24 protein-coding genes are annotated in these 26,656 nt (G+C 72.0%); 18 read left to right on the top strand and 6 right to left on the bottom strand.

The genetic code is table 11. The features are described from left to right. The first annotated feature begins 316 nt into the window (after positions 1 to 316). Positions 317 to 2,185, top strand: a complete 1,869-nt coding sequence (gene lepA, locus ACIP4P_RS12680) for a translation elongation factor 4 (protein WP_400917289.1) — start codon at positions 317 to 319, stop codon at positions 2,183 to 2,185. Between the two features lie 58 nt (positions 2,186 to 2,243). On the opposite strand, the gene ACIP4P_RS12685 is transcribed toward lepA, so the two are convergent. Both ACIP4P_RS12685 and ACIP4P_RS12690 read right to left on the bottom strand, forming a co-directional pair. Further along, entirely contained in the window at positions 2,244 to 4,142 is a 1,899-nt protein-coding gene (locus ACIP4P_RS12685) for an ABC transporter ATP-binding protein (RefSeq protein WP_400917799.1), read from the bottom strand. Between the two features lie 92 nt (positions 4,143 to 4,234). Then, positions 4,235 to 5,968, bottom strand: a complete 1,734-nt coding sequence (locus tag ACIP4P_RS12690) for an ABC transporter ATP-binding protein (protein WP_400917291.1) — start codon at positions 5,966 to 5,968, stop codon at positions 4,235 to 4,237. Between the two features lie 356 nt (positions 5,969 to 6,324). Here ACIP4P_RS12690 and ACIP4P_RS12695 point away from each other — a divergent pair, with 356 nt between their 5' ends. Genes ACIP4P_RS12695 through ACIP4P_RS12705 form a run of 3 tightly spaced genes read left to right on the top strand, consistent with a single transcriptional unit; the run spans position 6,325 to position 10,156 of the window. Beyond that, positions 6,325 to 8,247 (top strand): AMP-dependent synthetase/ligase, encoded by a 1,923-nt coding sequence (locus tag ACIP4P_RS12695; RefSeq protein WP_400917293.1) that lies wholly within the window; start codon positions 6,325 to 6,327, stop codon positions 8,245 to 8,247. Positions 8,248 to 8,303: 56 nt separating this feature from the next. Next, positions 8,304 to 9,533 carry a radical SAM family heme chaperone HemW gene (gene hemW, locus ACIP4P_RS12700; protein WP_400917295.1) on the top strand — a complete coding sequence of 410 codons (1,230 nt, stop codon included), beginning with the start codon at positions 8,304 to 8,306 and terminating at the stop codon, positions 9,531 to 9,533. A 20-nt stretch (positions 9,534 to 9,553) separates the two neighbouring features. Next, the gene (locus ACIP4P_RS12705; RefSeq protein WP_400917297.1) at positions 9,554 to 10,156 is read left to right on the top strand and encodes a Uma2 family endonuclease; all 603 of its coding nucleotides are present in this window, start codon (positions 9,554 to 9,556) and stop codon (positions 10,154 to 10,156) included. Here the strand turns inward: ACIP4P_RS12705 and ACIP4P_RS12710 are convergent. The 3 genes from ACIP4P_RS12710 to htpX are packed head-to-tail and all read right to left on the bottom strand — an operon-like array spanning position 10,084 to position 12,464. After that, positions 10,084 to 10,911: a DUF3097 domain-containing protein gene (locus tag ACIP4P_RS12710; RefSeq protein WP_350510970.1), complete on the bottom strand. Its 828-nt coding sequence runs from the start codon at positions 10,909 to 10,911 to the stop codon at positions 10,084 to 10,086. The genes ACIP4P_RS12705 and ACIP4P_RS12710 overlap by 73 nt on opposite strands. A gap of 24 nt (positions 10,912 to 10,935) precedes the next feature. Then, positions 10,936 to 11,520, bottom strand: a complete 585-nt coding sequence (locus ACIP4P_RS12715; protein ID WP_350510971.1) for a hypothetical protein — start codon at positions 11,518 to 11,520, stop codon at positions 10,936 to 10,938. 23 nt (positions 11,521 to 11,543) lie between these two features. Then, positions 11,544 to 12,464, bottom strand: a complete 921-nt coding sequence (gene htpX, locus ACIP4P_RS12720) for a zinc metalloprotease HtpX (RefSeq protein WP_400917300.1) — start codon at positions 12,462 to 12,464, stop codon at positions 11,544 to 11,546. A gap of 268 nt (positions 12,465 to 12,732) precedes the next feature. Here htpX and hrcA point away from each other — a divergent pair, with 268 nt between their 5' ends. The 14 genes from hrcA to era all read left to right on the top strand — a co-directional run bounded on the left by hrcA (position 12,733) and on the right by era (position 26,204). Further along, on the top strand, positions 12,733 to 13,767 hold the full coding sequence (hrcA, locus tag ACIP4P_RS12725; RefSeq protein ID WP_350510973.1) for a heat-inducible transcriptional repressor HrcA: 1,035 nt from the start codon (positions 12,733 to 12,735) through the stop codon (positions 13,765 to 13,767). A gap of 77 nt (positions 13,768 to 13,844) precedes the next feature. Next, the gene (gene dnaJ / locus ACIP4P_RS12730; RefSeq protein ID WP_350510974.1) at positions 13,845 to 14,981 is read left to right on the top strand and encodes a molecular chaperone DnaJ; all 1,137 of its coding nucleotides are present in this window, start codon (positions 13,845 to 13,847) and stop codon (positions 14,979 to 14,981) included. A gap of 84 nt (positions 14,982 to 15,065) precedes the next feature. Continuing rightward, on the top strand, positions 15,066 to 15,815 hold the full coding sequence (locus tag ACIP4P_RS12735) for a 16S rRNA (uracil(1498)-N(3))-methyltransferase (protein ID WP_400917303.1): 750 nt from the start codon (positions 15,066 to 15,068) through the stop codon (positions 15,813 to 15,815). A 69-nt stretch (positions 15,816 to 15,884) separates the two neighbouring features. Beyond that, entirely contained in the window at positions 15,885 to 19,118 is a 3,234-nt protein-coding gene (locus ACIP4P_RS12740; RefSeq protein WP_400917305.1) for a PDZ domain-containing protein, read from the top strand. 104 nt (positions 19,119 to 19,222) lie between these two features. Then, entirely contained in the window at positions 19,223 to 19,576 is a 354-nt protein-coding gene (locus ACIP4P_RS12745) for a histidine triad nucleotide-binding protein (RefSeq protein WP_400917307.1), read from the top strand. 6 nt (positions 19,577 to 19,582) lie between these two features. Beyond that, positions 19,583 to 20,506, top strand: coding sequence for a ribonuclease Z (locus tag ACIP4P_RS12750; protein WP_350510978.1), 924 nt, complete (start codon positions 19,583 to 19,585; stop codon positions 20,504 to 20,506). A 177-nt stretch (positions 20,507 to 20,683) separates the two neighbouring features. Continuing rightward, positions 20,684 to 21,811, top strand: coding sequence for a PhoH family protein (locus tag ACIP4P_RS12755; RefSeq protein ID WP_400917309.1), 1,128 nt, complete (start codon positions 20,684 to 20,686; stop codon positions 21,809 to 21,811). Positions 21,812 to 21,825: 14 nt separating this feature from the next. Beyond that, entirely contained in the window at positions 21,826 to 22,320 is a 495-nt protein-coding gene (gene ybeY / locus ACIP4P_RS12760) for an rRNA maturation RNase YbeY (protein ID WP_030061268.1), read from the top strand. Between the two features lie 19 nt (positions 22,321 to 22,339). Beyond that, positions 22,340 to 23,665: a hemolysin family protein gene (locus ACIP4P_RS12765; RefSeq protein WP_350510979.1), complete on the top strand. Its 1,326-nt coding sequence runs from the start codon at positions 22,340 to 22,342 to the stop codon at positions 23,663 to 23,665. A gap of 33 nt (positions 23,666 to 23,698) precedes the next feature. Then, positions 23,699 to 23,935 (top strand): hypothetical protein, encoded by a 237-nt coding sequence (locus ACIP4P_RS12770; protein ID WP_400917310.1) that lies wholly within the window; start codon positions 23,699 to 23,701, stop codon positions 23,933 to 23,935. A 61-nt stretch (positions 23,936 to 23,996) separates the two neighbouring features. Next, the gene (locus ACIP4P_RS12775; protein ID WP_350510981.1) at positions 23,997 to 24,548 is read left to right on the top strand and encodes a DUF4383 domain-containing protein; all 552 of its coding nucleotides are present in this window, start codon (positions 23,997 to 23,999) and stop codon (positions 24,546 to 24,548) included. 54 nt (positions 24,549 to 24,602) lie between these two features. Next, on the top strand, positions 24,603 to 24,977 hold the full coding sequence (locus ACIP4P_RS12780; protein ID WP_400917801.1) for a cytidine deaminase: 375 nt from the start codon (positions 24,603 to 24,605) through the stop codon (positions 24,975 to 24,977). Between the two features lie 79 nt (positions 24,978 to 25,056). Further along, a complete protein-coding gene (locus tag ACIP4P_RS12785; protein WP_400917312.1) occupies positions 25,057 to 25,215 on the top strand; it encodes a hypothetical protein in 159 nt (52 codons plus the stop codon). Positions 25,216 to 25,274: 59 nt separating this feature from the next. Then, complete coding sequence (gene era / locus ACIP4P_RS12790; protein ID WP_350510984.1) at positions 25,275 to 26,204, top strand: GTPase Era; 930 nt, start codon at positions 25,275 to 25,277, stop codon at positions 26,202 to 26,204. Between the two features lie 71 nt (positions 26,205 to 26,275). Here the strand turns inward: era and ACIP4P_RS12795 are convergent, their stop codons facing one another. Next, the gene (locus ACIP4P_RS12795) at positions 26,276 to 26,542 is read right to left on the bottom strand and encodes a protealysin inhibitor emfourin (RefSeq protein WP_350510985.1); all 267 of its coding nucleotides are present in this window, start codon (positions 26,540 to 26,542) and stop codon (positions 26,276 to 26,278) included. Positions 26,543 to 26,656 lie beyond the last annotated feature (114 nt).

Here is a 26,656-nt window from a genome sequence, read left to right on the forward strand (position 1 = left end):
GTGTGAATGGTTCTGGGGGTTCCCCCGGCCGAAGGCTGGGGGAGGGCTGCACATGAAGGCCGCCGGACCAGCTGAGAGGGCATGCCGGGGCCAGGTGCAGCTGACCATGCTACCAGGGGCCCGCCGTCCGTCCCAAACCGGCCACCGGGCGCACGGGCGGGGAGCGGCTGCGAGGTGCCCGAACGGCATCCCGCGCCGAGGTCGTGGGAAGATGGGAGGAACTATTTCGATCGGACGAGACCGTCCGGTCCCCGGGATAGCCGGTCAGCGATGATCCGGACCGCCCCGGCCCCGGACCACGGAGAATCGGACCAAGGTGCCCGCGACCCCCAGCAATGTGCCAGAGCCCAGCCGTACCGACCCGGCGCTGATCCGCAACTTCTGCATCATCGCCCACATCGACCACGGCAAGTCGACGCTCGCAGACCGGATGCTGCAGATCACCGGCGTCGTCGACCCGCGGCAGATGCGTGCCCAGTACCTCGACCGGATGGACATCGAGCGCGAGCGCGGCATCACCATCAAGTCGCAGGCGGTCCGCCTCCCGTGGGCCCCCAAGACCGGGCCGGACGCCGGGACGACGCACATCCTCAACATGATCGACACCCCCGGCCACGTGGACTTCACGTACGAGGTGTCCCGCTCCCTCGCGGCCTGCGAGGGCACCATCCTGGTGGTCGACGCGGCCCAGGGCATCGAGGCGCAGACCCTCGCCAACCTGTACCTGGCGCTGGAGAACGACCTCACGATCGTCCCGGTCCTGAACAAGATCGACCTGCCGGCCGCCCAGCCGGAGAAGTACGCCGCGGAGATCGCCCACATCATCGGGTGCGACCCCTCCGACGTGCTCCAGGTCAGCGCCAAGACCGGTCTCGGCGTCGAGGACCTGCTGGACCACATCGTCAACACCGTCCCGGCCCCGGTCGGCGTCAAGGACGCCCCGGCCCGCGCGATGATCTTCGACTCGGTGTACGACTCCTACCGCGGCGTGGTCACCTACGTCCGTGTGGTGGACGGCCAGCTCACCAAGCGCGAGCGCATCGCGATGATGTCCACCGGCGCGACCCACGAGCTGCTGGAGATCGGCGTCATCTCGCCCGAGCCGAAGGTCGCCGACGGCCTCGGCGTCGGCGAGGTGGGCTACATCATCACCGGTGTGAAGGACGTCCGGCAGTCCAAGGTCGGTGACACGATCACCTCGATGCACAAGGGCGCCACCGAGCCGCTGGGCGGCTACAAGGACCCGCGTCCGATGGTGTTCTCCGGCCTGTACCCGCTGGACGGCTCGGACTACCCGCTGCTGCGCGACGCCCTGGACAAGCTGCGCCTCAACGACGCCGCCCTGGTGTACGAGCCGGAGACCTCGGTCGCGCTCGGCTTCGGCTACCGCTGCGGCTTCCTCGGCCTGCTGCACCTGGAGATCATCCGGGAGCGCCTGGAGCGCGAGTTCAACCTCGACCTGATCTCCACCGCCCCGAACGTGGTCTACCGGGTGGTGATGGAGGACGGCACCGAGCACACCGTCACCAACCCGAGCGAGTTCCCGTCCGGCAAGATCTCCGACGTCTACGAGCCGGTGGTGCGCGGCACCATCCTCGCGCCCAACGAGTTCGTCGGCGCGATCATGGAGCTCTGCCAGTCCCGCCGCGGCAACCTCCAGGGCATGGACTACCTCTCCGAGGACCGGGTCGAGCTGCGCTACACCCTGCCGCTCGCCGAGATCGTCTTCGACTTCTTCGACCAGCTGAAGTCCAAGACCCGCGGCTACGCCTCGCTGGACTACGAGCCCATCGGCGAGCAGAGCGCCCAGCTGGTCAAGGTCGACATCCTGCTGCACGGCGACGCGGTGGACGCCTTCTCCGCGATCGTGCACAAGGACAAGGCCTATAGCTACGGCGTGATGATGGCCGGCAAGCTGCAGAAGCTGATCCCGCGCCAGCAGTTCGAGGTGCCGATCCAGGCCGCCATCGGCTCCCGGGTGATCGCCCGTGAGACGGTCCGCGCGATCCGCAAGGACGTCCTCGCCAAGTGCTACGGCGGTGACATCTCCCGCAAGCGGAAGCTGCTGGAGAAGCAGAAGGAAGGCAAGAAGCGGATGAAGATGGTCGGCAGCGTGGAGGTCCCGCAGGAGGCCTTCATCGCCGCGCTGTCCACCGACGCCGAGGGCCCGAAGGACAAGAAGTAGCAACGACGGAAGGGCCCGGGGCGATCCGCCCCGGGCCCTTCCGCATGTTCGCGCGCGGTCAGTCGACCTCGGCCACGGCCTCCGCGAACTGCGCCTGGTAGAGCCGGGCGTAGGCCCCGTCGGCGGCGATCAGCTCGTCGTGCGAGCCCTGCTCGACGATGGAGCCGCTCTCCATCACCAGGATGACGTCGGCGTCCCGGATGGTGGAGAGGCGGTGGGCGATGACGAAGCTGGTGCGACCGGTGCGCAGCCGGGCCATGGCCCGCTGGATGAGCACCTCGGTGCGGGTGTCGACCGAGCTGGTGGCCTCGTCCAGGACGAGGATCGACGGCTGGGCGAGGAAGGCCCGGGCGATGGTGATCAGCTGCTTCTCACCGGTGCTGACGCCGGTGCCCTCGTCGTCGATGACGGTGTCGTAGCCCTCCGGGAGGGTGCGGACGAAGCGGTCGACGTGGGCGGCCCTGGCGGCCTCGACCACCTGCTCGCGGGTGGCGGAGCCGGCGCCGTAGGCGATGTTGTCGGCGATGCTGCCGCCGAACAGCCAGGTGTCCTGGAGGACCATGCCGATGCCGGAGCGCAGGTCCTCGCGGGACATCGCGGCGATGTCGACGCCGTCGAGGGTGATCCGGCCGGAGCTGACCTCGTAGAACCGCATCAGCAGGTTGACCAGGGTGGTCTTGCCGGCGCCGGTGGGGCCGACGATGGCGACGGTCTGGCCGGGTTCGACCTTGAGCGAGAGGTCCTCGATGAGCGGCTTCTCGGGGTCGTAGCGGAAGGACACGTCCTGGAAGGCGACCCGGCCGTGGACGGCGTCGGGCTTCTCGGGCATGGCGGGTTCGGGGGTCTGCTCGGGGGCGTCGAGCAGTTCGAAGACGCGCTCGGCGGAGGCGACCCCGGACTGCACCAGGTTGGCCATGCTGGCGACCTGGGTGAGCGGCTGGCTGAACTGCCGGGAGTACTGGACGAAGGCCTGGACGTCGCCGATGGACAGCGAGCCGCTGGCCACCCGCAGGCCGCCGACCACCGCGACCAGCACGTACTGCAGGTTGCCGATCAGCATCATCGCGGGCTGGATGATCCCGGAGATGAACTGGGCCCGGAAGCTGGCGTGGTAGAGCGCCTCGTTGTGCTCGCGGAAGGTCTCGGCGGACTCGCGCTGCCGGCCGAACGCCTTGACCAGGGTGTGGCCGGTGTACATCTCCTCGATGTGGGCGTTGAGTTGGCCGGTGGACTTCCACTGCTGGACGAACTGCGGCTGGGCCCGCTTGCCGACCTTGGCGGCGACGAGCACCGACAGCGGCACCGAGATCAGGGCGATCCCGGCGAGCAGCGGGGAGATCCAGAACATGAACCCGAGCACACCGACCACGGTGAGCAGCGAGTTGATGATCTGTCCCATGGTCTGCTGCATCGACTGGCCGATGTTGTCGATGTCGTTGGTGACCCGGCTGAGCACCTCGCCGCGCGGCTGCTTGTCGAAGTAACTGAGCGGCAGCCGGGCGAGTTTGGCCTCGACGTCCTGGCGCAGCCGGTAGCCGGCGGACTGGATGGCCTTGGTGGCCAGGCGGCCCTGGACGATGCCGAAGAGGGCGGAGGCGAGGTAGATGCCGAGCACCCAGAGCAGGACGGAGCCGATGGCGCCGAAGTCCATGCCGTGGCCGGGGGTGAAGTCGACCGCGGAGAGCAGGTCGGCGACGCCGCCGTCGCCGTGGGCGCGCAGTCCGGCGATCACCTCGGCCTTGGAGGCGCCGGGCTGGAAGCGGGCGCCGACGACGCCGGCGAAGATCAGGTCGGTGGCGTCGCCGAGGATCTTGGGGCCGGTGACGGCGCAGCCGATGCCGAGCACGCCGAGCAGCAGGACGCCGAGCAGCAGCTTGCGTTCGGGGCGCAGCAGGCCGAGCACGCGCTTGCCGGAGCCCTTGAAGTCCATGGACTTCTCGGTGCCCTGGCCGCCCATGAAGCGGCCGGGGCCGGCCGGGCCGCGGCGGGCGGCGGCGGCTTGGGAGTCGCTGGGGAGCTTGTCGGGGCCGGCGTCCTTCTCGGGGCTGGTCACGCCGCCTCCTGCTCGGTGAGCTGGGAGAGCACGATCTCCCGGTACGTCGGGTTGTCGGCCATCAGTTCCTGGTGGGTGCCGGTGCCGACGACGGCGCCCTCGTCGAGGACGACGATCCGGTCGGCGTCGCGGATGGTGGACACCCGCTGGGCGACGATCAGGACGGTGGCGTCGGCGGTCTCGCGGGCGAGGGCCTTGCGCAGCTTGGCGTCGGTGGCGTAGTCGAGGGCGGAGAAGGAGTCGTCGAAGAGGTAGACGTCGGGGCGGCGGACCAGGGCGCGGGCGATGGCCAGGCGCTGGCGCTGGCCGCCGGAGACGTTGCTGCCGCCCTGGGCGATGGGGGCGTCCAGGCCTTCGGTGAGCTTCTCGACGAACTCCTTGGCCTGGGCGATCTCCAGGGCCTTCCAGAGTTCCTCGTCGGTGGCGTCGGGCCGGCCGTAGCGGAGGTTGCTGGCGACGGTGCCGCTGAACAGGTACGGCTTCTGCGGGACGATGCCGACGCTGTCGGCGATCGTGTCGGCGGAGAGCTCGCGCACGTCCACGCCGTCGAGCAGGACCTGGCCGGAGGTGGCGTCGAAGAGCCGGGGGACGAGGCCGAGCAGGGTGGACTTGCCGCTGCCGGTGGAGCCGATGATGGCGGTGGTCTCGCCGGGGCGGGCGGTGAGGTCGATGCCGCGCAGCACCGAGGCCTCGGCGCCGGGGTAGCGGAAGTCGACGTCGCGCAGTTCCAGGTGGCCGTTGCGCAGCAGTTCGGTGACCGGGGCGGCGGGCGGGACGACGCTGGAGGAGGTGGTGAGGACGGCCTGGATGCGTTCGGCGCAGACCTCGGCGCGCGGCACCATCATGAACATGAAGGTGGCCATCATGACGCTCATCAGGATCTGCATCAGGTAGGTCAGGAAGGCGGTGAGCGCGCCGACCTGCATGGCGCCGCTGTCGATGCGGTGGGCGCCGAACCAGAGCACCGCGATGCTGGAGACGTTCACGACCAGCATCACGGCCGGGAACATGACGGACATCAGTCGGCCGACCTGCCGGGCGACCTGGGTGAGGTCCTCGTTGGCCTGGCCGAAGCGCTGCTGCTCGTGGTCGTCCTTGACGAAGGCGCGGATGACCCGGATGCCGGTGATCTGCTCGCGCAGCACCCGGTTCACGGTGTCGATCCGCTCCTGCATGCTGCGGAACTTCGGGCGCAGGGCCCGGACGAGCAGGGTGACGACGATGCCGAGTGCGGGGATGACGGCGAGCAGCAGTCCGGAGAGCGGGACGTCCTGGTTGAGCGCCATGATGATGCCGCCGACGCACATGATCGGTGCGGCGACCATCAGGGTGAAGCTCATCAGGGCCAGCATCTGGACCTGCTGGACGTCGTTGGTGGTGCGGGTGATCAGCGAGGGGGCGCCGAACTGGCCGACCTCGCGGGCGGAGAAGCTCTGCACCCGGTCGAAGACGGAGGCCCGCAGGTCGCGGCCGAACGCCATCGCGGTGCGGGCGCCGTAGTAGACGGCGCAGACCGAGCAGAGGGCCTGGGCGAGGGTGACGCCGATCATGACGGCGCCGACGCGCAGGATGTAGCCGGTGTCGCCCTTGACCACGCCCTGGTCGATGATGTCGGCGTTGAGCGTGGGCAGGTAGAGCGCCGCGAGGGTGGACACCAGCTGGAGGGTCACCAGCAAGGTGATCTGTCGGGAGTATGGGCGCAGGTACGCCCGGAGCAGTCTGATCAGCACTGGCACACTCTTGTCGTCGCCGGTCGGGTTCGCACCCCAATTCTCGTTGTTCCACGGCGTCGTACGGACCATTCGGGCGCTCTCCCGGGGAGGTTTGCCGGGCCTTTGCCTTTGCCGGTCGGGTCGGCGGGTCGGCGCGGCCGGTCCCGGGGCGTCGGTGCCGGGCACCGGCGCGGCGGGGGCGTGCCAGCTGGATCCGCCCCCTTACGGAATGACCGATTTCCCCCTAGGCTGCTGACTGCGCCCTTGTTACTGACCGGTACCGCTCACCGCTCACGTGGACCGGCGCCCGACGCCCGCCCCCACGGACGCCGAGACAAATCCCTCAGACGGCCACCCGCCCCCGGAGGTCCTCGTTGAGTTCCGCGCAGTCCCTGATCGACTCCGGCAGTGCCGACATCGTCGCCGGGCGTCCGGCGTCCGTCGCCCACCTGTTCCTGGAGCGCGTCGCCGCCACCCCGAACGCCGAGGCCTACCGCCACCCCGTCACGGTCGACGAGCACGCCGCGGACGGCGCGCCGGGCGCCGAGCAGTGGCGCTCGCTCACCTGGGCGCAGACCGCGGTCCGGGTCAAGGCGGTGGCGGCCGGCCTGATGGCGCTCGGCATCCAGCCGGAGGACCGGGTCGCGCTGGCCTCCTCCACCCGGCTGGAGTGGATCCTCACCGACCTCGGCGCGATGTGCGCGGGCGCCGCCATCACCACGGTCTACCCGAGCACCAACGCGGACGAGACGGCCTTCATCCTCTCCAACTCCGGCTCCCGGGCCCTGTTCGCGGAGAACGCCGCCCAGCTGGCCAAGGCCGTCGAGCACATCGACGAGCTGCCCGAGCTGCGCACCGTGATCCTCTTCGACGAGCCCGCCGAGGCGCCCGACACCGCGGGTCTGGACCTGATCACCCTGGCCGAGCTGGAGCGGCGCGGCGCCGAGTACCTGGAGCAGCACCCGGACGCGGTCGAGAAGGCGGTGGCCGCGCTCGACAAGGAGCAGCTGGCCACCCTGATCTACACCTCCGGCACCACCGGCCGCCCCAAGGGCGTGCGCCTGGTGCACGACTGCTGGGCGTACGAGGGCCGGGCCCAGGAGTCCAGCGGCCTGCTCGGCCCGGACGACGTCCAGTTCATGTGGCTGCCGCTGTCGCACGTCTTCGGCAAGACCCTGATCTCCGGCCAGATCGCCACCGGCCACGTGATGGCGCTGGACGGCCGGGTCGACCGGATCATCCACAACCTGCCGGTCATCCGGCCCACCGTGATGGCCTCGGCGCCGCGCATCTTCGAGAAGGTCTACAACGGCATCGCCGGCCGGGCCCGGGCCGAGGGCGGCGCCAAGTACAAGATCTTCCTGTGGGCCGCCAAGGTCGCCCGCGAGCACGCCCGGGTGGTCCAGGAGAGCCGGGTCGCCACCGGCGTCGAGTCCGCCCCGCTGGGCCTGCGGCTGCAGCACGCGCTGGCCGACAAGCTGGTGTACGCGAAGATCCGGGCGGCCTTCGGCGGCCGGCTGCGCGGCGCGGTCTCCGGCAGCGCCGCGCTCGCCCCCGAGATCGGCTACTTCTTCCTCGGCGCCGGGGTGCCGATCCTGGAGGGCTACGGGCTGAGCGAGACCAGCGCCGGCTCCTGCGTCAACCGCAAGGAGGACGTGCGGATCGGCACGGTCGGCCGCCCGCTGCCCGGCACCGAGGTGCGGATCGCCGAGGACGGCGAGATCCTGCTGCGCGGCCCCGGCGTCATGCGCGGCTACCACGACCTGCCGGAGAAGACCGCCGAGGTGCTGGAGCCGGACGGCTGGTTCCACACCGAGGACATCGGCGAGCTCAGTGCCGACGGCTTCCTGCGGATCACCGACCGCAAGAAGGACCTGTTCAAGACCTCCGGCGGCAAGTACGTGGCGCCCAGCGAGGTCGAGGGCAAGTTCAAGGCGGTCTGCCCGTTCGTCAGCAACATCCTGGTGATCGGCAACGGCCGCAACTACTGCACGGCGCTGATCGGCCTGGACGAGGCGGTGCTGATGCCGTGGGCCGCCGAGCGCGGCCTGGCCGGCAAGAGCTACGCCGAGCTGGCCGCCGACCCGGCCGTGCACCAGCTGATCGAGGGCTTCGTCAAGCGGGTCAACGCCGACCTCCAGCGCTGGCAGACGATCAAGAAGTTCCACCTGCTGCCCCGCGACCTCGACATCGAGCACGGCGAGCTCACCCCGAGCCTGAAGATCAAGCGCCCGGTCGTCGAGCGGACCTACGCGGACGCGGTGACCGCGATGTACGCGGGCGCCAACGAGGCCTGAGCCCCCGCTCCCGTACGGCCCGCGTGTTCGGTCGGGCCGTACGGGACAATGGGGTCATGCCCTCCGCACTCCCCGACGGCGAACCGGTGCCGTCCGACGGTTCCCTGCCCGCGCACGCCCTCACCGGGCTGGGCCGACGGCCGTTCGGCTTCTACCTGCACGTGCCCTACTGCGCCAGCCGCTGCGGCTACTGCGACTTCAACACCTACACCGCCACCGAGCTGCGCTCCTCCGGGGCGGTCGCCTCCCAGGAGACCTACGCGGACAACGTGGTCGCCGAGATCCGGCACGCCCGCAGGGTGCTCGGGGACGTCGACCTGCCGGTGGAGACCGTCTTCCTCGGCGGCGGCACCCCGACCCTGCTGCCGGCCCGCGACCTGGTGAAGATGCTGGCCGCGCTGCGCGAGGAGTTCGGGATCGCCCCGGACGCCGAGGTCACCACCGAGGCCAACCCGGAGTCCGTCGACCCGGCCTACCTGGCCGAACTGCGCGAGGGCGGCTACAACCGGATCTCCTTCGGCATGCAGAGCGCCCGCCCGCACGTCCTCCAACTGCTCGACCGCCACCACACCCCCGGCCGCCCCGAGGCGTGCGTGGCCGAGGCCCGCGAGGCCGGCTTCGAGCACGTCAACCTCGACCTGATCTACGGCACCCCCGGCGAGTCCGACGACGACTGGCGGGCCTCCCTGGACGCCGCGATCGGCGCCGGGCCCGACCACGTCTCCGCGTACTCGCTGATCGTCGAGGACGGCACCAAGCTGGCCGCCCGGGTCAAGCGCGGCGAACTGCCGATGATCGACGACGACGTGCACGCCGACCGCTACCTCATCGCCGAGCAGGCGCTCAGCACGGCCGGCTACTCCTGGTACGAGGTCTCCAACTGGGCCACCACCCCCGAGGGCCGCTGCCGCCACAACGAGCTCTACTGGACCGGCGCCGACTGGTGGGGCGCCGGGCCCGGCGCCCACAGTCACGTCGGCGGCGTCCGCTGGTGGAACGCCAAGCACCCCGCCGCCTACGCCCAGGCCCTCGCCGAGGGCCGCACCCCGGCCCTGGGCCGCGAGGTGCTGGGCGAGGAGGACCGCCGGGTCGAGCGCATCCTGCTGGAACTGCGCCTGGAGCGCGGCATCCCGCTGGACCTGCTGACCGACACCGGCCGCCGCGCCGCCGCCAAGGCCCTCGCCGACGGCCTCCTCGCCGAGGAGCCCTACGAGCAGGGCCGCGCCGCCCTCACCCTCCAGGGCCGCCTCTTGGCGGACGGCGTCGTCCGTGACCTGGTGGACTGATTCACGGCTATCGTGTTCGCGTGACTACTCCAAGTGCGCGATCGTGGAGGGTTCTGGAGGAGCTCGACGTCCCAGAGGGTGTCCGCGCCGAGCTCATCTCCGGGGAGATCCTGCTGTCTCTGAGCTCCGACATGACGACCAACCTCATCGTCGCGTCCCTCATCCATCAGGTCCCCCACGAGCTGTGGTACCGGCTGACCAAGCAGGACCTCGCCTACTGGGGATACGGCAGCCGGCTGCAGCCGGATCTCGTGGTTCTCGAGAGTGCGGCGATTGACGTCGCTGTGGCTGCCATGGTGGTCGAGGTAGTCTCAGGGGCGAGCTCGCTCAGGGACTATTACTCGAAGCGGGGGCTCTACGCGGAGGCCGGAATCCCGGCATATCTCATCGTTGACCCGGGTGAGGCCGTCTGCGTGCTACTGACCGAGCCGAGCCGGGAAACCCTTGCCGGGGAGCCCGACTACCTTTCAACGAGGACCAGTCTGTTTGGTGAGGTCGTTCCGGTGGGTGCACTGGGCGTGGATCTGATGACTTCTGAATTCCCCCGGGGTCACTCCGGGAGGGCCGTGAAGTCGATCAACTCCTCGACCTTCGCGAGGAGTTCGGGCTCCAGGTCCTTGTAGGAGTCCACCTTCGACAGGATCCGCTTCCAGGCCGCCGGGGTGTCCACCGGCCAGCCGAGGCGGCGGCAGGTGCCCTCCTTCCAGTCCTCCCCCCGCGGGACGGCGGGCCAGCCGGGGATGCCCACGGAGGACGGCTTCACGGCCTGCCAGATGTCGATGTAGGGGTGGCCGACGACCAGCACCGAGTCGCCGGTGACCCGGGCGGCGATGCGGTGCTCCTTGGTACCGGGGAGCAGGTGGTCGACCAGGACGCCGAGGCGGCGGCCGGGGCCGGGGGCGAAGTCGGCGACGATCGCCGGGAGGTCGTCGATGCCCCGCAGGTACTCGACGACGACGCCCTCGATCCGCAGGTCGTCGCCCCAGACCCGCTCGACCAGTTCGGCGTCGTGCCGCCCCTCCACGTAGATCCGGGACTCGCGGGCGACCCGGGCGCGGGCGCCGGGGACGGCGAGGGAGCCGGAGGCGGTGCGGGCGGGGGTGCGGGGCGCCGCGGGGGCGGTCGGGCGGACCAGGGTGACCGTCCGGCCCTCCAGCAGGAAGCCGCGCGGGACCATCGGGAAGACCCGGTGCCGGCCGAAGCGGTCCTCCAGGGTGACGGTGAACCCCTCGGCGGTCTTCTCGCAGCGCACCACCGCCCCGCAGTAGCCGGTGGCCGCCTCCTCGACCACCAGGTCCCGCTCGGCGGGCACCTCCGGGGCGGGGGCCTGCTTCTTCCACGGCGGGGTGAGGTCCGGTCCGTACTGGTGGCTGCGCATGGTGGCGAGTCTACGGACGGGGCGTCAGAGGCCCGGTGCGCCCCAGACCGGGAACCAGCGGCTGAGGTCCTTCTCCAGCCGCAGGTCGTTCCCCAGCAGCGCGTTGACCTGGAGCTCCAGCGGGCTGTTGCGCCGCTCCCCGCCGCCGGGCATCGGGGCGAACGGGTAGAAGGTGCCGCGCTTGTAGAGGTAGACCAGGGCCAGCGACTGCCCCTCCGGGTTGCGGAAGGCGACCAGCGAGCAGAGCAGCTGCGGCCCGAAGCCGTTGGCCTCCAGCTCGCTGTTGACCGCGTGCAGGTCGTTCACCAGCTCCGGCAGTTCCTCGGGGGTGTGCCGGGCGAGCAGCCAGGAGTAGCCGTAGCCGTCCTTGGAGGCCTCCACCGGGACGCCGCCGCGTTCGGTGTCGGCGTCCAGCAGGGCCCGGACCTGCTGCTCCACCTGGACGAAGGCCCCGCCCTCGACGGCCGCGAAGCAGACCGAGCCCAGCCCGGTGGGCAGGAACCCGGCCCCGGCCTCCAGGGTGAGCGCGGCGGACGGCAGGCCGAACAGCTGGTCGAGGTCGGGTTTGACGGGCTTGGTGCGGCCGAATAGGGCGTCCAGGATTCCCACGGGGGTGCCTTCCGGGTCGGGGGTCAGCGGCCGAGCTGCTCGGAGATCTTCGCCAGCTGGGCCAGCCGCTTCTCCAGCGTCGGGTGGGTGGAGAACAGCTGGGCGGCGGTCTCCTTGGCGCTCAGCGCGGGGGCGAAGTAGAAGGCGTTGTAGGGCTGCGACCTGCGCAGGTCCTCGCTGGGGATGGCGGCGATCTGCCCGGTCACCTTGGTCAGGGCCGAGGCCAGCGCGCTGGGTCGGCCGGTGAGCTGGGCGGCGGCCCGGTCGGCGGCCAGCTCGCGGTAGCGGGACAGCAGCCGGGTGAGCAGGAAGCTGATCGCGTAGACCACGATCGACACCAGCGGGATGATCAGCGCCGCGATGGCCGCGTTCTGGTCGTTGTTGTTGCGCCCGCCGCCCATGAACCCGCCGTACATCGCGATCCGGGTCATCGCCCCGGCGAGCACCCCGAGGAAGCCGGCGATGGTCATCACCGCGACGTCCCGGTGGGCGACGTGCGACAGCTCGTGCGCGAGGACGCCCTCCAGCTCCTCCGGTTCGAGCCGGCGCAGCAGGCCGGTGGTGACGCACACCACGGCGTTCTGCGGGTTGCGGCCGGTGGCGAAGGCGTTCGGCATGTCGTTGTCCGCGACCGCCACCCGGGGTTTGGGCATGTCGGCCAGTGCGCAGAGCCGGTCGATGGTGCCGTGCAGCTGGGGGTACTCCTCCTCGGTCACCGGCCGGGCACCCATCGCCCGCTCGGTGATCTTGTCGCTGAACCAGAACTGGGCCACGAACAGCCCGCCGGAGATCAGCACGATCAGCGGCCAGGCCCCGCGCAGCAGCACGATCAGCAGGCCCGTGAAACCGACGTACAGCAGCCCGATCACGAACATCGTCGCGACCATGCGGCCGGTCAGGCCGCGGTCGGGCGCGAAACGGGTGTGCTGGCCCGAGCTCGACATTGCTTGCTCCTCCGTTCGCCGTCGCTTTCGATGCTGCCACCCGGACGGCCCCGGGGCACCACCCCGGCACACGGAGTGTCGTGGCGGCCGTCCGGAACTGCGGGCAGGATCACCCCGGCCGGGCCGTTCCTGCGGTAGGACCCGGGCCGTACACTGGCAGGTACGGTTTTGGCACTCGTGTGCGCAGAGTGCCAAGGTCGGGCCCCTCCGCAGGAGCGGCTCGCAGCATCACAGACGGACAACGCGCGAAGACGGAGGTGCGTGCCCCATGGCCGGAGAGGTCCGCCAACTGGACGACCGCAAGCTCGCCGTGCTGCGCGCGATCGTCCAGGACTACGTGGGCACCGAGGAGCCGGTGGGCTCCAAGGCCCTGGTGGAGCGGCACAACCTCGGGGTGTCCCCGGCGACGGTGCGCAACGACATGGCGGCGCTGGAGGAGGAGGGGTACATCCACCAGCCGCACACCAGTGCGGGGCGGATCCCCACCGACAAGGGCTACCGGCTGTTCGTCGACAAGCTCGCCGAGATCAAGCCGATGAGCTCCCCGGAGCGCCGGGCGATCCGGCACTTCCTGGACGGCGCCGTCGACCTGGACGACGTGGTCACCCGCACGGTGCGGCTGCTCGCGCAGCTGACCCGGCAGGTCGCCGTGGTGCAGTACCCCTCGCTCACCCGCTCCACCGTCCGGCACATCGAGCTGGTGGCGCTGGCCCCGGCCAAGGTGATGCTGGTGCTGATCACCAACACCGGCCGGGTCGAGCAGCGGATGGTCGACTGCCCGGGCACGGTCGGCGAGACGGTCCTGGCGGACCTGCGGTCGCGGATCAACGCGCGGGCGGCCGGTCAGCGGCTGCCGGACGTCCCGGGGCTGCTGGAGGAACTGCCGGCGGTCTTCGAACAGGCCGACCGCCCGACCGTCAGTACGGTCCTGGCGACGCTGTTCGAGGCGCTCGCCGAACAGAACGAGGAACGGATCATGCTGGCCGGCACGGCCAACCTGACCCGTTTCGGGCACGACTTCCCGCTCACCATCCAGCCGGTGCTGGAGGCACTGGAGGAGCAGGTCGTCCTGCTCCGCCTCCTGGGTGAGACCACCGACGCCGCGATGACGGTCCGGATCGGGCGGGAGAACGCGTACGAGGGGCTGAATTCCACCTCGGTCGTCTCCGTCGGTTACGGTTCGGGCGACGAGAGCGTGGCCAAACTAGGTGTGATCGGTCCGACCCGGATGGACTACCCGGGCACAATGGGGGCGGTGCGGGCGGTGGCACGGTACGTGGGTCAGATCCTGGCCGAGTCGTAGCAAGCAGCCGCCGTTGAGGGATTCGACGGCGGTGACCAGTCGCAGCACTACTACAGGCGGAACAAGCGGAGCATTTGGTGGCCACGGACTACTACGCGGTACTCGGCGTCCGACGGGATGCGGGGCAGGACGAGATCAAGAAGGCGTTCCGGCGCCTGGCACGCGAACTGCACCCGGACGTCAACCCGGACCCGAAGACGCAGGAGCGGTTCAAGGAGATCAACGCCGCCTACGAGGTGCTCTCCGACCCGCAGAAGCGTCAGGTCTACGACCTCGGCGGCGACCCGCTGTCGCCCGGCGGCGGCGCGGGCGGCTTCGGGGCCGGCGCGGCGGGCTTCGGCTTCTCCGACATCATGGACGCCTTCTTCGGCGCCGCGGCCGGCCAGCGCGGCCCGCGCTCGCGCACCCGCCGCGGCCAGGACGCCATGATCCGGCTGGAGATCACCCTGGAGGAGGCCGCCTTCGGCACCACCAAGGAACTCCAGGTCGACACCGCCGTCACCTGCACCACCTGCAGCGGCGAGGGCGCGGCCCCCGGCACCTCCGCGCAGACCTGTGACATGTGTCGCGGCAAGGGCGAGGTCTCCCAGGTGACCCGCTCCTTCCTGGGCCAGGTCATGACCTCGCGCCCCTGCCCGCAGTGCCAGGGCTTCGGCACCGTCGTGCCGACCCCGTGCCCCGAGTGCGCCGGCGACGGCCGGGTGCGGGCCCGCCGCACCCTGACGGTCAAGATCCCGGCCGGTGTCGACAACGGCACCCGGATCCAGCTGGCCGGCGAGGGCGAGGTCGGCCCCGGCGGCGGCCCGGCCGGCGACCTGTACGTCGAGATCGCCGAGACCACCCACGCGGTGTTCCAGCGGCGCGGCGACGACCTGCACTGCACCGTCACCATCCCGATGACGGCCGCCTCGCTCGGCACCCAGGTGCCGCTGCAGACCCTGGACGGGCTGGAGGAGGTCGACATCCGGCCCGGCACCCAGTCCGGCCAGTCGATCCCGCTGCACGGCCGGGGCATCACCCACCTGCGCGGCGGCGGCCGGGGCGACCTGATAGTGCACGTCGAGGTGCAGACGCCCACCAAGCTCGACGCCGAGCAGGAGGAACTGCTGCGCCGGCTCGCCGTACTGCGCGGCGAGGAGCGCCCGTCCGGCCAGTTCGCGCCGGGCCAGCAGGGGCTGTTCTCGCGCCTGAAGGACGCCTTCAACGGCCGGTAGCCGTCCGTGAGGGGGTGCCGGGGGCCAGCCCCGGCACCCCCTTCGCGTTGTCCCACGTCCCGTTCCCCCGGAGGTTCCCCCGTCATGACCGCGCCCGTCTTCGTCGTCGAGACCGAGCGGCTCGCCGCCGCCGCGCCCGGGGCCGTGGTGCGGCTGGACGGGGCGGAGGGGCGGCACGCGGCCGCGGTGAAGCGGCTGGCGGCCGGCGAGGCGGTGACCCTGGCGGACGGCCTGGGACTCGGCGTGGACGGCACCGTCGCCGCGGTGCTCGGCAAGGACGCGATCGAGGTCGGCGTCACCGCGGTGCGCCGGGAGCCGGAGCCGGCCCCGCGGATCGTCGTCGTCCAGGCGCTGCCCAAGGGCGACCGCGGCGAGCTGGCCGTGGAGACCATGACCGAGGTCGGCGTGGACGTGGTGGTCCCCTGGTCCGCCTCGCGCTGCATCACCCAGTGGAAGGGCGAGCGCGGCGCCAAGGCGCTCGCCAAGTGGCGGGCCACCGCCCGGGAGGCGGGCAAGCAGTCCCGCCGGCTGCGCTTCCCCGAGGTGCGCGAGCCGATGACCACCCGGCAGCTGGCCCCGCTGCTGGCACGGGCCGCGCTCGCCGCCGTGCTGCACGAGGAGGGCGCCGAGCCGCTGGCGCAGGCCGCCCTGCCGGACGCCGGGGACATCGTGCTGGTGGTCGGCCCGGAGGGCGGGGTCTCCCCGGAGGAGCTGGCCGCCTTCGCCGAGGCGGGCGCGAAGCCGTACCGGCTGGGCCCGTCGGTGCTGCGCACCTCGACCGCCGGGGTGGCGGCCGGGGCGCTGCTGCTGGGGCGCACCGGGCGCTGGGCGTAACCCCCGCGCGCCGGGCGGGAGTTGCCGAAAACGGAGCGGCTCGTACCCGCACCTGCCTACGCTGGCGGCGTGACGGACTCCCTGAGCACCTCCGCGGGCGCCTATCTGCGCCATCCCCATCTGCACGGTGACCTGGCCGCCTTCGTCGCCGAGGACGACCTCTGGCTCGCCCCGCTGGACGGTGGACGGGCCTGGCGGCTGACCGCCGATCACCTGCCGGTGCGCCACCCCCGGTTCTCCCCGGACGGGCGGCTCATCGCCTTCACCTCGACCCGGGACGGCGCCCCCGAGGTGCACGTGGTGCCGGTGGACGGCGGTCCGTCCCGGCGGCTCACCCACTGGGGCAACGAGGCGACCCGGGTGCAGGGGTGGACCGCGGACGGGCGTCCGATCGCCACCACCGGCGCGGGCGAGGCCGGCGGGCGCCGCAGCTGGGCGCACGCGCTGCCGCTGGACGGCGGCCCGCCGGTGCGGCTGCCGTACGGGCCGGTCGGCGGGCTGGCCTTCGAACCGGACGGCGACCGCGTGCTGCTGGCCACCTTCAACAACCGCGAGCCGGCCTGGTGGAAGCGCTACCGGGGCGGCCGGGCGGGCCGGCTGTGGCTCGGCCGGGACGAATTCACGCGGATCCACGAGGAGTTGGACGGGCAGCTCGACTCCCCGCTGTGGGTCGCCGGGGACGGCGGGCGCGGCGGCCGGATCGCCTTCCTGTCCGACCACCAGGGCGTCGGCGAGCTGTGGTCCAGCCTCCCGGACGGCACCGACCTGCGCCGGCACGGCACCGACCCGGACGGCTTCTACGCCCGCGGTGCGAGCACCGACGGCACCCGGGTGGTCTTCCACCGGGCCGGCGACCTCTGGCTGCTGGACGACCTGGACACCGCCGAGCCGCGCCGCCTGGACGTCCGGCTGGCCGGCCCGCGCACCGGCCGCCGCCCCCGCCCGGTGTCCGCCGCGCACTGGCTCGACTCCGTCGCCCCGGACCGCACCGGCCGGGCCAGCGCCGCGGTGGTGCGCGGCAGCGTGCACTGGCTGACCCACCGGGAGGGCCCGGCCCGGGTGCTGGACGAGACCCCGGGCGTGCGCGCCCGGCTGGCCCGGGTGGTGCCGGGCGCGGACGGCGCCCAGGGCGTGCTCTGGGTGACCGACGCCGAGGGCGAGGACGCCCTGGAGTACGCCCCCGCCGTGCACGGCCCCGAGCGGCGCCGGCTGGCCGCCGGACAGCTCGGCCGGGTCAACTCGCTGGTGGTCTCCCCGGACGGGAAGCAGGCGGCGCTCGGCGTGCACGACGGCCGGGTGCTGCTGGTCGCCCTGGCCGACGGCGCCGTGCACCAGCTGGACCGCAGCGGCGACGGCGAGGTCAGCGGGCTGGTGTTCAGCCCGGACTCGGCCCACCTGGCCTGGTCCCGCCCGGTGCACCGGATGGGCCCGTACTCGCTGCGCCAGATCGTGCTGGCCGACCTGGCCACCCGCACCGTCGGCGAGGTCACCCCGCAGCGCTTCCTGGACACCTCGCCGGCCTTCACCGCGGACGGCCGCTACCTGGCCTTCCTGTCGGTGCGCACCTTCGACCCGGTGTACGACGCCCACTCCTTCGACCTGTCCTTCCCGAACGGCTGCCGCCCGTACCTGGTCACCCTCGCCGCCGAGACGCCGTCCCCGTTCGGGCCGCGGCGGGCCGGCCGGGCGCCGGGCGGGGAGGAGGACGAGCCCAAGGCGGGCGCGGCGGAGGCCGCCCCGGCGACCGTGGTGGACCTGGCGGGCATCGCCGACCGGATCGTCCCCTTCCCGGTCGAGGGCGGCCGCTTCCACACGCTGCGCGCCGCCAAGGACGGGTTGCTCTGGACCAGGGCGCCGCTGCTCGGCGAACTCGGCGACGGCGCGGCCTCGCTGGACGACGACCGGCCCCGTCCGGTGCTGGAACGCTTCGACCTGCGCAAGCGCCGGGTCGAGCAACTGGTGCACGGCGTCGACGACTTCGCGGTCAGCGGGGACGGCACCCGGGTGGCCGTGCAGGACGAGGGCGAACTGCGGATCGTCCCGGCCGACCACAAGGCCGGCGGCGAGGACGAGGAGACCGCCGTCGACCTGGCCCGGCTGCGGGTGACCGTCGACCCGGCCGCCGAGTGGCGGCAGATGTACGCCGAGAACGGCCGGCTGATGCGGGACAACTTCTGGCGCCCCGACCTCGGCGGCGTGGACTGGGCCGGGATCCTGGAGCGCTACCGGCCGCTGGTCGAGCGGGTCGGCTCGCACGACGAACTGGTCGACCTGCTCTGGGAGGTGCACGGCGAGCTCGGCACCTCGCACGCCTACGTGGTGCCGTACGGCCGCTACACCGAACCCGCCCGGCGCCAGGGCCTGCTGGGCGCCGACCTGGTCCGGGACGGCGGACGGTGGCGGATCGACCGGATCCTGCCCGGCGAGTCCTCCGACCCCCGGGCCCGCTCGCCGCTGGCCGCGCCCGGCGTCGCGATCCGCCCGGGCGACGCCCTGCTCGCCGTCAACGGCCGTCCGGTGGACCCGGTCACCGGCCCGGCCCCGCTGCTGGCCGGCACCGCCGGTCAGCCGGTCGAGCTGACCGTGGCCGGGAAGGACGGCGGCGACCCGCGCCACCCGGTGGTCGTCCCGCTCGCCGACGAGGAGGCGCTGCGCTACCACGACTGGGTGGCCGGCCGGCGGGCCGCGGTGCGCGAGCTGTCCGGCGGGCGGCTCGGCTACCTGCACATCCCCGACATGCAGACGGCCGGCTGGGCCCAGCTGCACCGCGACCTGTCCACCGAGATGGCCCGGGAGGGCCTGATCGTGGACGTCCGGGACAACCGCGGCGGCCACACCTCGCAGCTGGTGATAGAGAAGCTGGCCCGGCGGATCGTCGGCTGGTACGCGATCCGGGACACCGACCACCGGGTGCCCTACCCGATGGACGCCCCGCGCGGGCCGGTGGTCGCGATCGCCAACGAGCTGTCCGGCTCGGACGGCGACGTGGTCAACGCGGCCGTCCAGGCGCTCGGCATCGGCCCGGTGGTCGGCACCCGCACCTGGGGCGGGGTGATCGGCATCGACAGCCGCTACCAGCTGGTCGACGGCACCCTGGTCACCCAGCCCAAGTACGCGATGTGGCTGGAGAACTACGGCTGGGGCCTGGAGAACCACGGCGTCGACCCGGACGTCGAGGTGCCGTTCGCCCCGCACCACTGGGCGGCCGGCCAGGACCCCCAGCTGGCCGAGGGCGTCCGGATCGCGCTGGAGACCCTGGCCCGCACCCCGGCCCGCACCGGGCCGCCGCTGCCCTGGGCGTGACCGGCGCGCGGCGCCGGGTGCCTGGCAAGATCGGCCGGGCAGGGCCTAGGCTGCGGCCGTACGGCGCCACGACGACAGAGACCCACCGAAACGAGGAGACCCCGATGGCCGGCGAGCCGCAGTCCGACTGCCTGTTCTGCAAGATCGTGGCGGGCGAGATCCCGGCGACCGTGGTGCGCAAGACCGAGCGCACCCTCGCCTTCCGCGACATCGCCCCCAAGGCCCCCGTGCACGTCCTGGTCATCCCGCACCTCCACTACCCGAACGCCGCCGCGCTGGCCGCCGCCGAGCCGGAGATCGCCGGTGAACTGCTCGCCGAGGCGGGCGCGGTGGCCCGGGACGAGGGCATCCAGGACTACCGGCTGATCTTCAACACCGGTGCGGGCGCCGGACAGACCGTCTTCCACGCCCATGTGCACGTGCTCGGCGGCAGGCACATGACCGAGAGCATGGTCTGAGCCCAGGTGTCCCCGCGCGAACTCGTCGTCCTCGGCACCGCCAGCCAGGTGCCCACCCGGCACCGCAACCACAACGGCTACCTGCTCCGCTGGGACGGCGAGGGCGTGCTGTTCGACCCCGGCGAGGGCACCCAGCGGCAGATGCTGCACGCCGGGGTCTCGGCCACCCAGATCACCCGGATCGCCGTGACCCACTTCCACGGCGACCACTGCCTGGGCCTCGCCGGGGTGATCCAGCGGATCAACCTTGACCGGGTCCCGCACCCGGTGGACGTCTACTTCCCGGCCTCCGGCGAGGTCTACTTCGAGCGGCTGCGGCACGCCACCGCCTACCACGAGACGGCGGTGCTGCGGCCCCGGCCGATCGACGAGCCCGGCCCGCTGCCCGCGCCCGGCGCCCGCTTCGCACTGGACGCGGTCCGCCTCGACCACCCGGTGGAGTCCTTCGGCTACCGGCTGTCCGAGCCGGACGGGCGCCGCCTGGTGCCCGAGCGGCTCGCCGCGTTCGGCGTGCACGGCCCCGCGGTCGGCCGGCTCCAGCACGAGGGCGCGATCGAGGCGGACGGCCGCACCGTCACCCTGGACCAGGTCAGCGAGCCGCGGCCGGGCCAGCGGTTCGCCTTCGTGATGGACACCCGGCTCTGCGAGGGCGTGCACCAACTAGCCGAGGGCGCCGACCTGTTGGTGGTCGAGGCGACCTTCAGCGACGCCGACGCCCGGCTCGCCGAGGAGCACGGCCACCTCACCGCCGGCCAGGCCGCCAAGGCCGCCGCCGAGGCCGGGGTGCGCACCCTGGTGCTGACCCACTTCTCCCAGCGCTACCCGGACCTGGGGCAGCACCTGGCCGACGCCCGCAAGCACTTCGACGGGGAGCTGGTGCTCGCCGAGGACCTCGCGCGGGTGCCGGTCCCGGCCCGCCGCCACCCGTGAACGCCGCGGCGGGCCGGGCGAAAAGCGCTCGCATCACCCCGCGATCTGCCGCAGCATCGACGGGTGCGGCCCCGCCGCCCGCCGCAGCGATCACGCTCGCGGCGTACCCTGGTGCCCCGGAGAGACCGAGCGGCACACGACACCACGGATGGGATGAGGCAGGCCCAGCGCCGACCCATGAGTGAGACATCGCAGACCCGTACCGACGGACAGTCGCGCCCCGAACCGGCCGGGGACGGCCGGGTGAGCGCCCGGATCGTCATCCCCGAGAAGCACCCGATGGTCACCCTGCTCGGCACGGCCGACTCGCTGCTGCGCGTGATCGAGCAGGGCTTCCCGGCCGCCGACATCCACGTCCGCGGCAACGAGGTGACCGCCACCGGGGAGCGCGCCGAGGTCGCCCTCGTGCAGAAGCTCTTCAACGAGATGATGCTGGTGCTGCGCACCGGCCAGCCCCTGACGGAGGACTCCGTGGAGCGCTCCATCGCCATGCTCCGCGAGGAGGACCCGGACGGCCCGGCGCCGTCCCAGGTGTTCACCGCGAACATCCTGTCCAACCGGGGCCGCACCATCCGCCCCAAGACGCTCAACCAGCAGCGCTACGTCGACGCGATCGACAAGCACACGATCGTCTTCGGCCTCGGCCCGGCCGGCACCGGCAAGACCTACCTGGCGATGGCCAAGGCCGTCCAGGCCCTCCAGGCCAAGGAGGTCAACCGGATCATCCTGACCCGGCCGGCGGTCGAGGCGGGGGAGCGGCTGGGCTTCCTGCCCGGCACCCTCTACGAGAAGATCGACCCCTACCTGCGCCCGCTGTACGACGCGCTGCACGACATGATGGACCCGGACTCCATCCCGCGCCTGATGGCGGCCGGCACCATCGAGGTCGCCCCGCTCGCCTACATGCGCGGCCGCACCCTCAACGACGCCTTCATCATCCTGGACGAGGCCCAGAACACCTCGCCCGAGCAGATGAAGATGTTCCTCACCCGCCTCGGGTTCAACTCCCGGGTGGTGGTCACCGGCGACACCAGCCAGATCGACCTCCCGGGCGGCACCCGCAGTGGTCTCAAGGTCGTCCAGGAGATCCTGGTCGACGTCCCGGACATCCACTTCTCCGTCCTCACCAGCACCGACGTGGTCCGCCACAAGCTGGTCGGCCGGATCGTGGACGCCTACGAGCGCTGGGACGCCCGGCAGGAGGCCGAGCAGAACGCCCCGGCCGACCGCAAGCCGGCCCAGCGGCGCCCCGGCAAGACCGCCGCGGCGCGCGCACCCCGCCAGTCCCATCGCACCGAAAGCTGAGCACACCTCCCGTCATGTCGATCGACATCGCCAACGAGTCCGGTTGGGACGCCGATGAGGAAGCCATCCTCGACGTCGCCCGCTTCGCCCTGGACAAGATGCGGATCCACCCGCAGTCCGAGCTGTCCGTGATCCTGGTGGACGGTGCGGCGATGGAGGAGCTGCACATCCAGTGGATGGACCTGCCCGGACCGACCGACGTGATGTCGTTCCCGATGGACGAGCTGCGTCCCGGCAAGGAGGGCGAGGAGCTGCCGCAGGGCCTGCTCGGCGACATCGTGCTCTGCCCCGAGGTCGCCGAGCAGCAGGGCAAGGCGGCCCCCTCCAAGCACTCGATGGACGAGGAGCTGCAGCTGCTCACCGTCCACGGCGTGCTGCACGTCCTCGGCTACGACCACGAGGAGCCCGAGGAGGAGGAGGAGATGTTCGCCCTCCAGAAGCGGATCCTGGACGACTGGCGGGCGGGCCGGGGCCTCGGCGGCATCTCCCCGGCCCCCACCACCCACTGAGCGCGGGGCCCGAACTCCTGTGAGTGGTGAGAGTACGAGCTTCATCCTCGGTGCCGTGGCCCTGGTCGTGCTCGGCTGGCTGGCCGCGTGCGCCGAGGCGGGCATCTCCCGGGTCTCCCGGTTCCGGGCGGAGGAGGCCGTGCGCAACGGGCGGCGCGGCTCCGCCCGGCTGCTGGCCGTCGCCTCCGACCCGGTCCGCTACCTCAACCTGGCGACCCTGATCCGGGTCGCCAGCGAGATGGCGGCCGCGGTGCTGGTCACCGCGGTGTGCGTGCGCAACATCCACCCGACCTGGCAGGCCATCCTGCTGGCGTTCGGCGTGATGGTGCTGGTGTCCTTCGTCGCGGTCGGCGTCTCGCCGCGCACGATCGGGCGCCAGCACCCGGTCTCCACCGCGACCGCGGCCTCCTTCGTGCTGCTGCCGCTGGCGGCGGTGCTGGGCCCGATCCCGCGGCTGCTGATCCTGCTCGGCAACGCGCTGACCCCGGGCAAGGGCTACCGGGAGGGGCCGTTCTCCTCCGAGGCGGAGCTGCGGGCGCTGGTCGACCTCGCGGAGAAGGACGACCTGATCGAGGACGAGGAGCGCCGGATGGTGCACTCGGTCTTCGAACTGGGCGACACCATCGTGCGCGAGGTGATGGTGCCGCGCACCGACCTGGTGATGATCGAGCGGCACAAGACCGTCCGGCAGGCGCTCACCCTGGCGCTGCGCTCGGGCTTCTCCCGGATCCCGGTGGTCGGCGACAACGAGGACGACGTGGTCGGCATCGTCTACCTCAAGGACCTGGTGCGCCGCACCCACATCAACCGGGAGGCGGAGGCCGAGGAGGTCGGCGCGGTGATGCGCCCGGCCGTGTTCGTGCCGGACTCCAAGCCGGCCGGCGACCTGCTGCGCGAGATGCAGCAGCGCCGCTCGCACGTCGCGATCGTGATCGACGAGTACGGCGGCACGGCGGGCCTGGTCACCATCGAGGACGTCCTGGAGGAGATTGTCGGCGAGATCACCGACGAGTACGACCGGGAGATCGCCCCGATCGAGGACCTCGGCGACGGCTCGTACCGGATCACCGCCCGGCTGCTGGTGGAGGACCTCGGCGAGCTGTTCGGCATCGAGCTGGAGGACGAGGACGTCGAGACCGTCGGCGGCCTGCTGGCCAAGCACCTCGGCCGGGTGCCGATCCCCGGCTCGGCCTGCGAGATCCCGCTGCCCGAGCCGGCCGCGGACGGTCTGACCGGCATCCTGCTGACCGCCGAGTCCTCGGCCGGGCGGCGCAACCGGATCGGTTCGATGGTGGCCTCGCCGGTGCGCGGGTCGGCCGTCGTGGCGGAGGGCGCGGGCGAGTAGCGGGTGGGCGGTCGCCGCGCGACCATGGAGGGCATGACGCACAAACTGCGCGCGGAGTACGGCCCGCAGGGGGCGGCCGGCGGGGTCAGGTCCTGGCACGTGGTGCGGGACGAGGACCCGTCGACCGCGCTCTGCGGCCGGACCATGCCCGACGACGCCGAGACGCGGCCCGAGCAGGACTGGGGCACCGGGTTGCGCTGCTGCCAGCAGTGCGGCTCGCTCTACATGCACGAGACGCCGCACCTGCAGGGGAGCCACCCCTACAGCTAGCCCCTGACAGTCAGCCGGAGGGCCGGCGCGGCAAGGCCATGGCTGAGCTCTGGAGGTCGCCATGAAGCTGCAAGACGAACTGCCGACCGTCGATCGCCGACTCGCCCTGGTGTGGCGGGTCGGGGCGGGGGCCGGGGGGATCTTCCTGATCGTGTTCGGGATCCTGGGGCTGGCCGACCACCCCGGTTTCCTGGCCACCCACGGCGACCGGATCGCCGGGCTGTCGACCAACGGGGCGCTGAGCATCCTGTCCATCATCGCGGGCGCGGTGCTGCTGGCCGGGGCGGTGATCGGCGGGAACTTCGCCTCCAACCTCAACCTGGTGGTCGGGGTGCTGTTCGTGCTGTCCGGCTTCTACGGGCTGACGGTACTCGGCCGGCCGGAGGCGAACATCCTCAACTTCCGGATGTCGAACGTGCTGTTCGCGTTCATCTTCGGGATCGTCGTGACCACCTTCGGGATGTACGGCCGGGTGAGCAGCCACCTGCCGCACGACAACCCGTTCTGGCAGGACCGGATCGGTCGCGAGGAGCAACTGCCGTCCGGCGCCGCGAAGACCTTCGTCAAGGTCCTCAACCCGAACCCCGGGCGGACCCACCCGGTCGGCCACTGAAATCTCGCCCGCTCGCCTCCAGGCCGAGGCTCGGGGCGGATGAGGGGGCGGCTTATGCTCGGCGGCATGAGTGACATCAGTGACATCGTCGAGCTCGACCCCGAGGACAAGAAGATCATCACCCTGGCCCGCTCGGCCCGCGCCCGCAACGGCGTGGCCGAGGGGGCCGCGGTGCGTGACGAGACCGGTCGCACCTACGTGGCCGGGACGGTCGCGCTGGAGTCGCTGCGGCTGAGCGCCCTGCAGACGGCGGTGGCGATGGCGGTGGCCAGCGGTGCGAAGTCGCTGGAGGCGGCCGCCGTGGTGAGCGAGGCCGAGCAGCCGGCCGAGGCCGACCTGGCGGCCGTGCGGGACCTGGGCGGGGCCGGTACGCCGGTGCTGCTGGCCGGTCCGGACGGGACGCTGCGGGTGGCGGCCGAGGCCCGCTGAGCGGTCGCCGGAGGCCCTTGCCCCCCTGTATTAAGCAGATAATCTCACCGGGGGAGTGAACTCGGTGAGGGGCTGGGGCATGGGGGCGTTGGCGTTCGTCGCCGGGCTGGTGCTGTTCGTGATGGGGATGGGCAAGTGGCAGGAGACCGGCACGGTCTACTGGCTCTGGGGTTCACTCGTCTTCCTGCTGTTGCTGGTGGTGTTCTCGCTGGTCGGCCGGGGCGGCGGCAAGGGCTGATCGGCCCGGTCGACCGGCCCCGGACGGCGCGGCTCCGGTGATCAGGGAGAATGGAGCCCATGAATGCCCCTTCCTCCTCGTACCGCTCCGGGTTCGCGTGCTTCGTCGGCCGTCCCAACGCGGGCAAGTCGACCCTGACCAACGCCCTGGTGGGGACGAAGGTCGCGATCACCTCCGACCGCCCGCAGACCACCCGGCACACCGTGCGCGGCATCGTGCACCGCCCGGACGCCCAGCTCGTGCTGGTCGACACCCCCGGACTGCACAAGCCCCGCACCCTGCTCGGCGAGCGCCTCAACGACCTGGTCCGCACCACCTGGGCCGAGGTCGACGTGATCGGTTTCTGCCTGCCCGCCGACCAGAAGATCGGCCCCGGCGACAAGTTCATCGCCAAGGAGATCGCCGGGATCAAGAAGACCCCCAAGGTCGCCATCGTCACCAAGACCGACCTGGTCGACTCCAAGCGGCTGGCCGAGCAGCTCATCGCCATCCACCAGCTCGGCCTGGAGCTGGGCTTCGAGTGGGCCGAGATCATCCCGGTCTCGGCGGTCGGCGACAAGCAGGTCGAGCTGGTCGCGGACCTGCTCACCAAGCTGCTGCCGGAGGGCGACCAGCTCTACCCGGAGGGCGACCTCACCGACGAGCCCGAGCAGATCATGGTCGCCGAGCTGATCCGTGAGGCCGCCCTGGAGGGCGTGCGGGACGAACTGCCGCACTCGCTGGCCGTCGTGGTCGAGGAGATGCTGCCGCGCGAGGGACGCCCGGCGGACCGTCCGCTGCTGGACATCCACGCCAACGTCTACATCGAGCGGCAGAGCCAGAAGGCGATCGTGATCGGCGCCAAGGGCTCGCGGCTCAAGCACGTCGGCACCACCGCCCGCAAGCACATCGAGGCGCTGCTCGGCACGCCGGTCTACCTGGACCTGCACGTCAAGGTGGCCAAGGACTGGCAGCGCGACCCCAAGCAGCTGCGCAAGCTCGGCTTCTGACGCCACGCCCGGGAGCCCGTGGGCCCGTTCGGACGCCGGGTGCGTCCGGGCGGGCCCGCGCCGTTCCGGGCTCAGGCCCCCTCGCGCAGCACCAGGGAGAGCAACTCCCGCTGGGAGTCGGTGAGTTTGGGGTCGGCGCAGTACACCGTCCGCCCGTCGACGGTGATCTCGTAGTGGAAGCCGTCCGGCACGCCGTACGAGGGGGCGCGCAGCCCGCCCGCGACGGCTTCGCGGGCGAGCGCGTGGACGTGCGGGGCGTCCGCGCGGTCGATGGTGTCGAGCTCCGCGTGGCGGACGATTCCGGCGAGGCCGCCGGTCCGGGTCACCTGGATACGCATGGTGTCCATGGTGCTACCCAGGGAAGGCTTTTGTGGCACTTTTCCCCGACCGTGACCTTAAGTCGGTCTCAACCCGGTCTCAACCGGCGGCGATCCGGTCGGTCCCGGTCATCG

The sequence above is a fragment of the Kitasatospora sp. NPDC089509 genome (assembly GCF_044749365.1).
Classification (GTDB): Bacteria; Actinomycetota; Actinomycetes; order Streptomycetales; family Streptomycetaceae; genus Kitasatospora.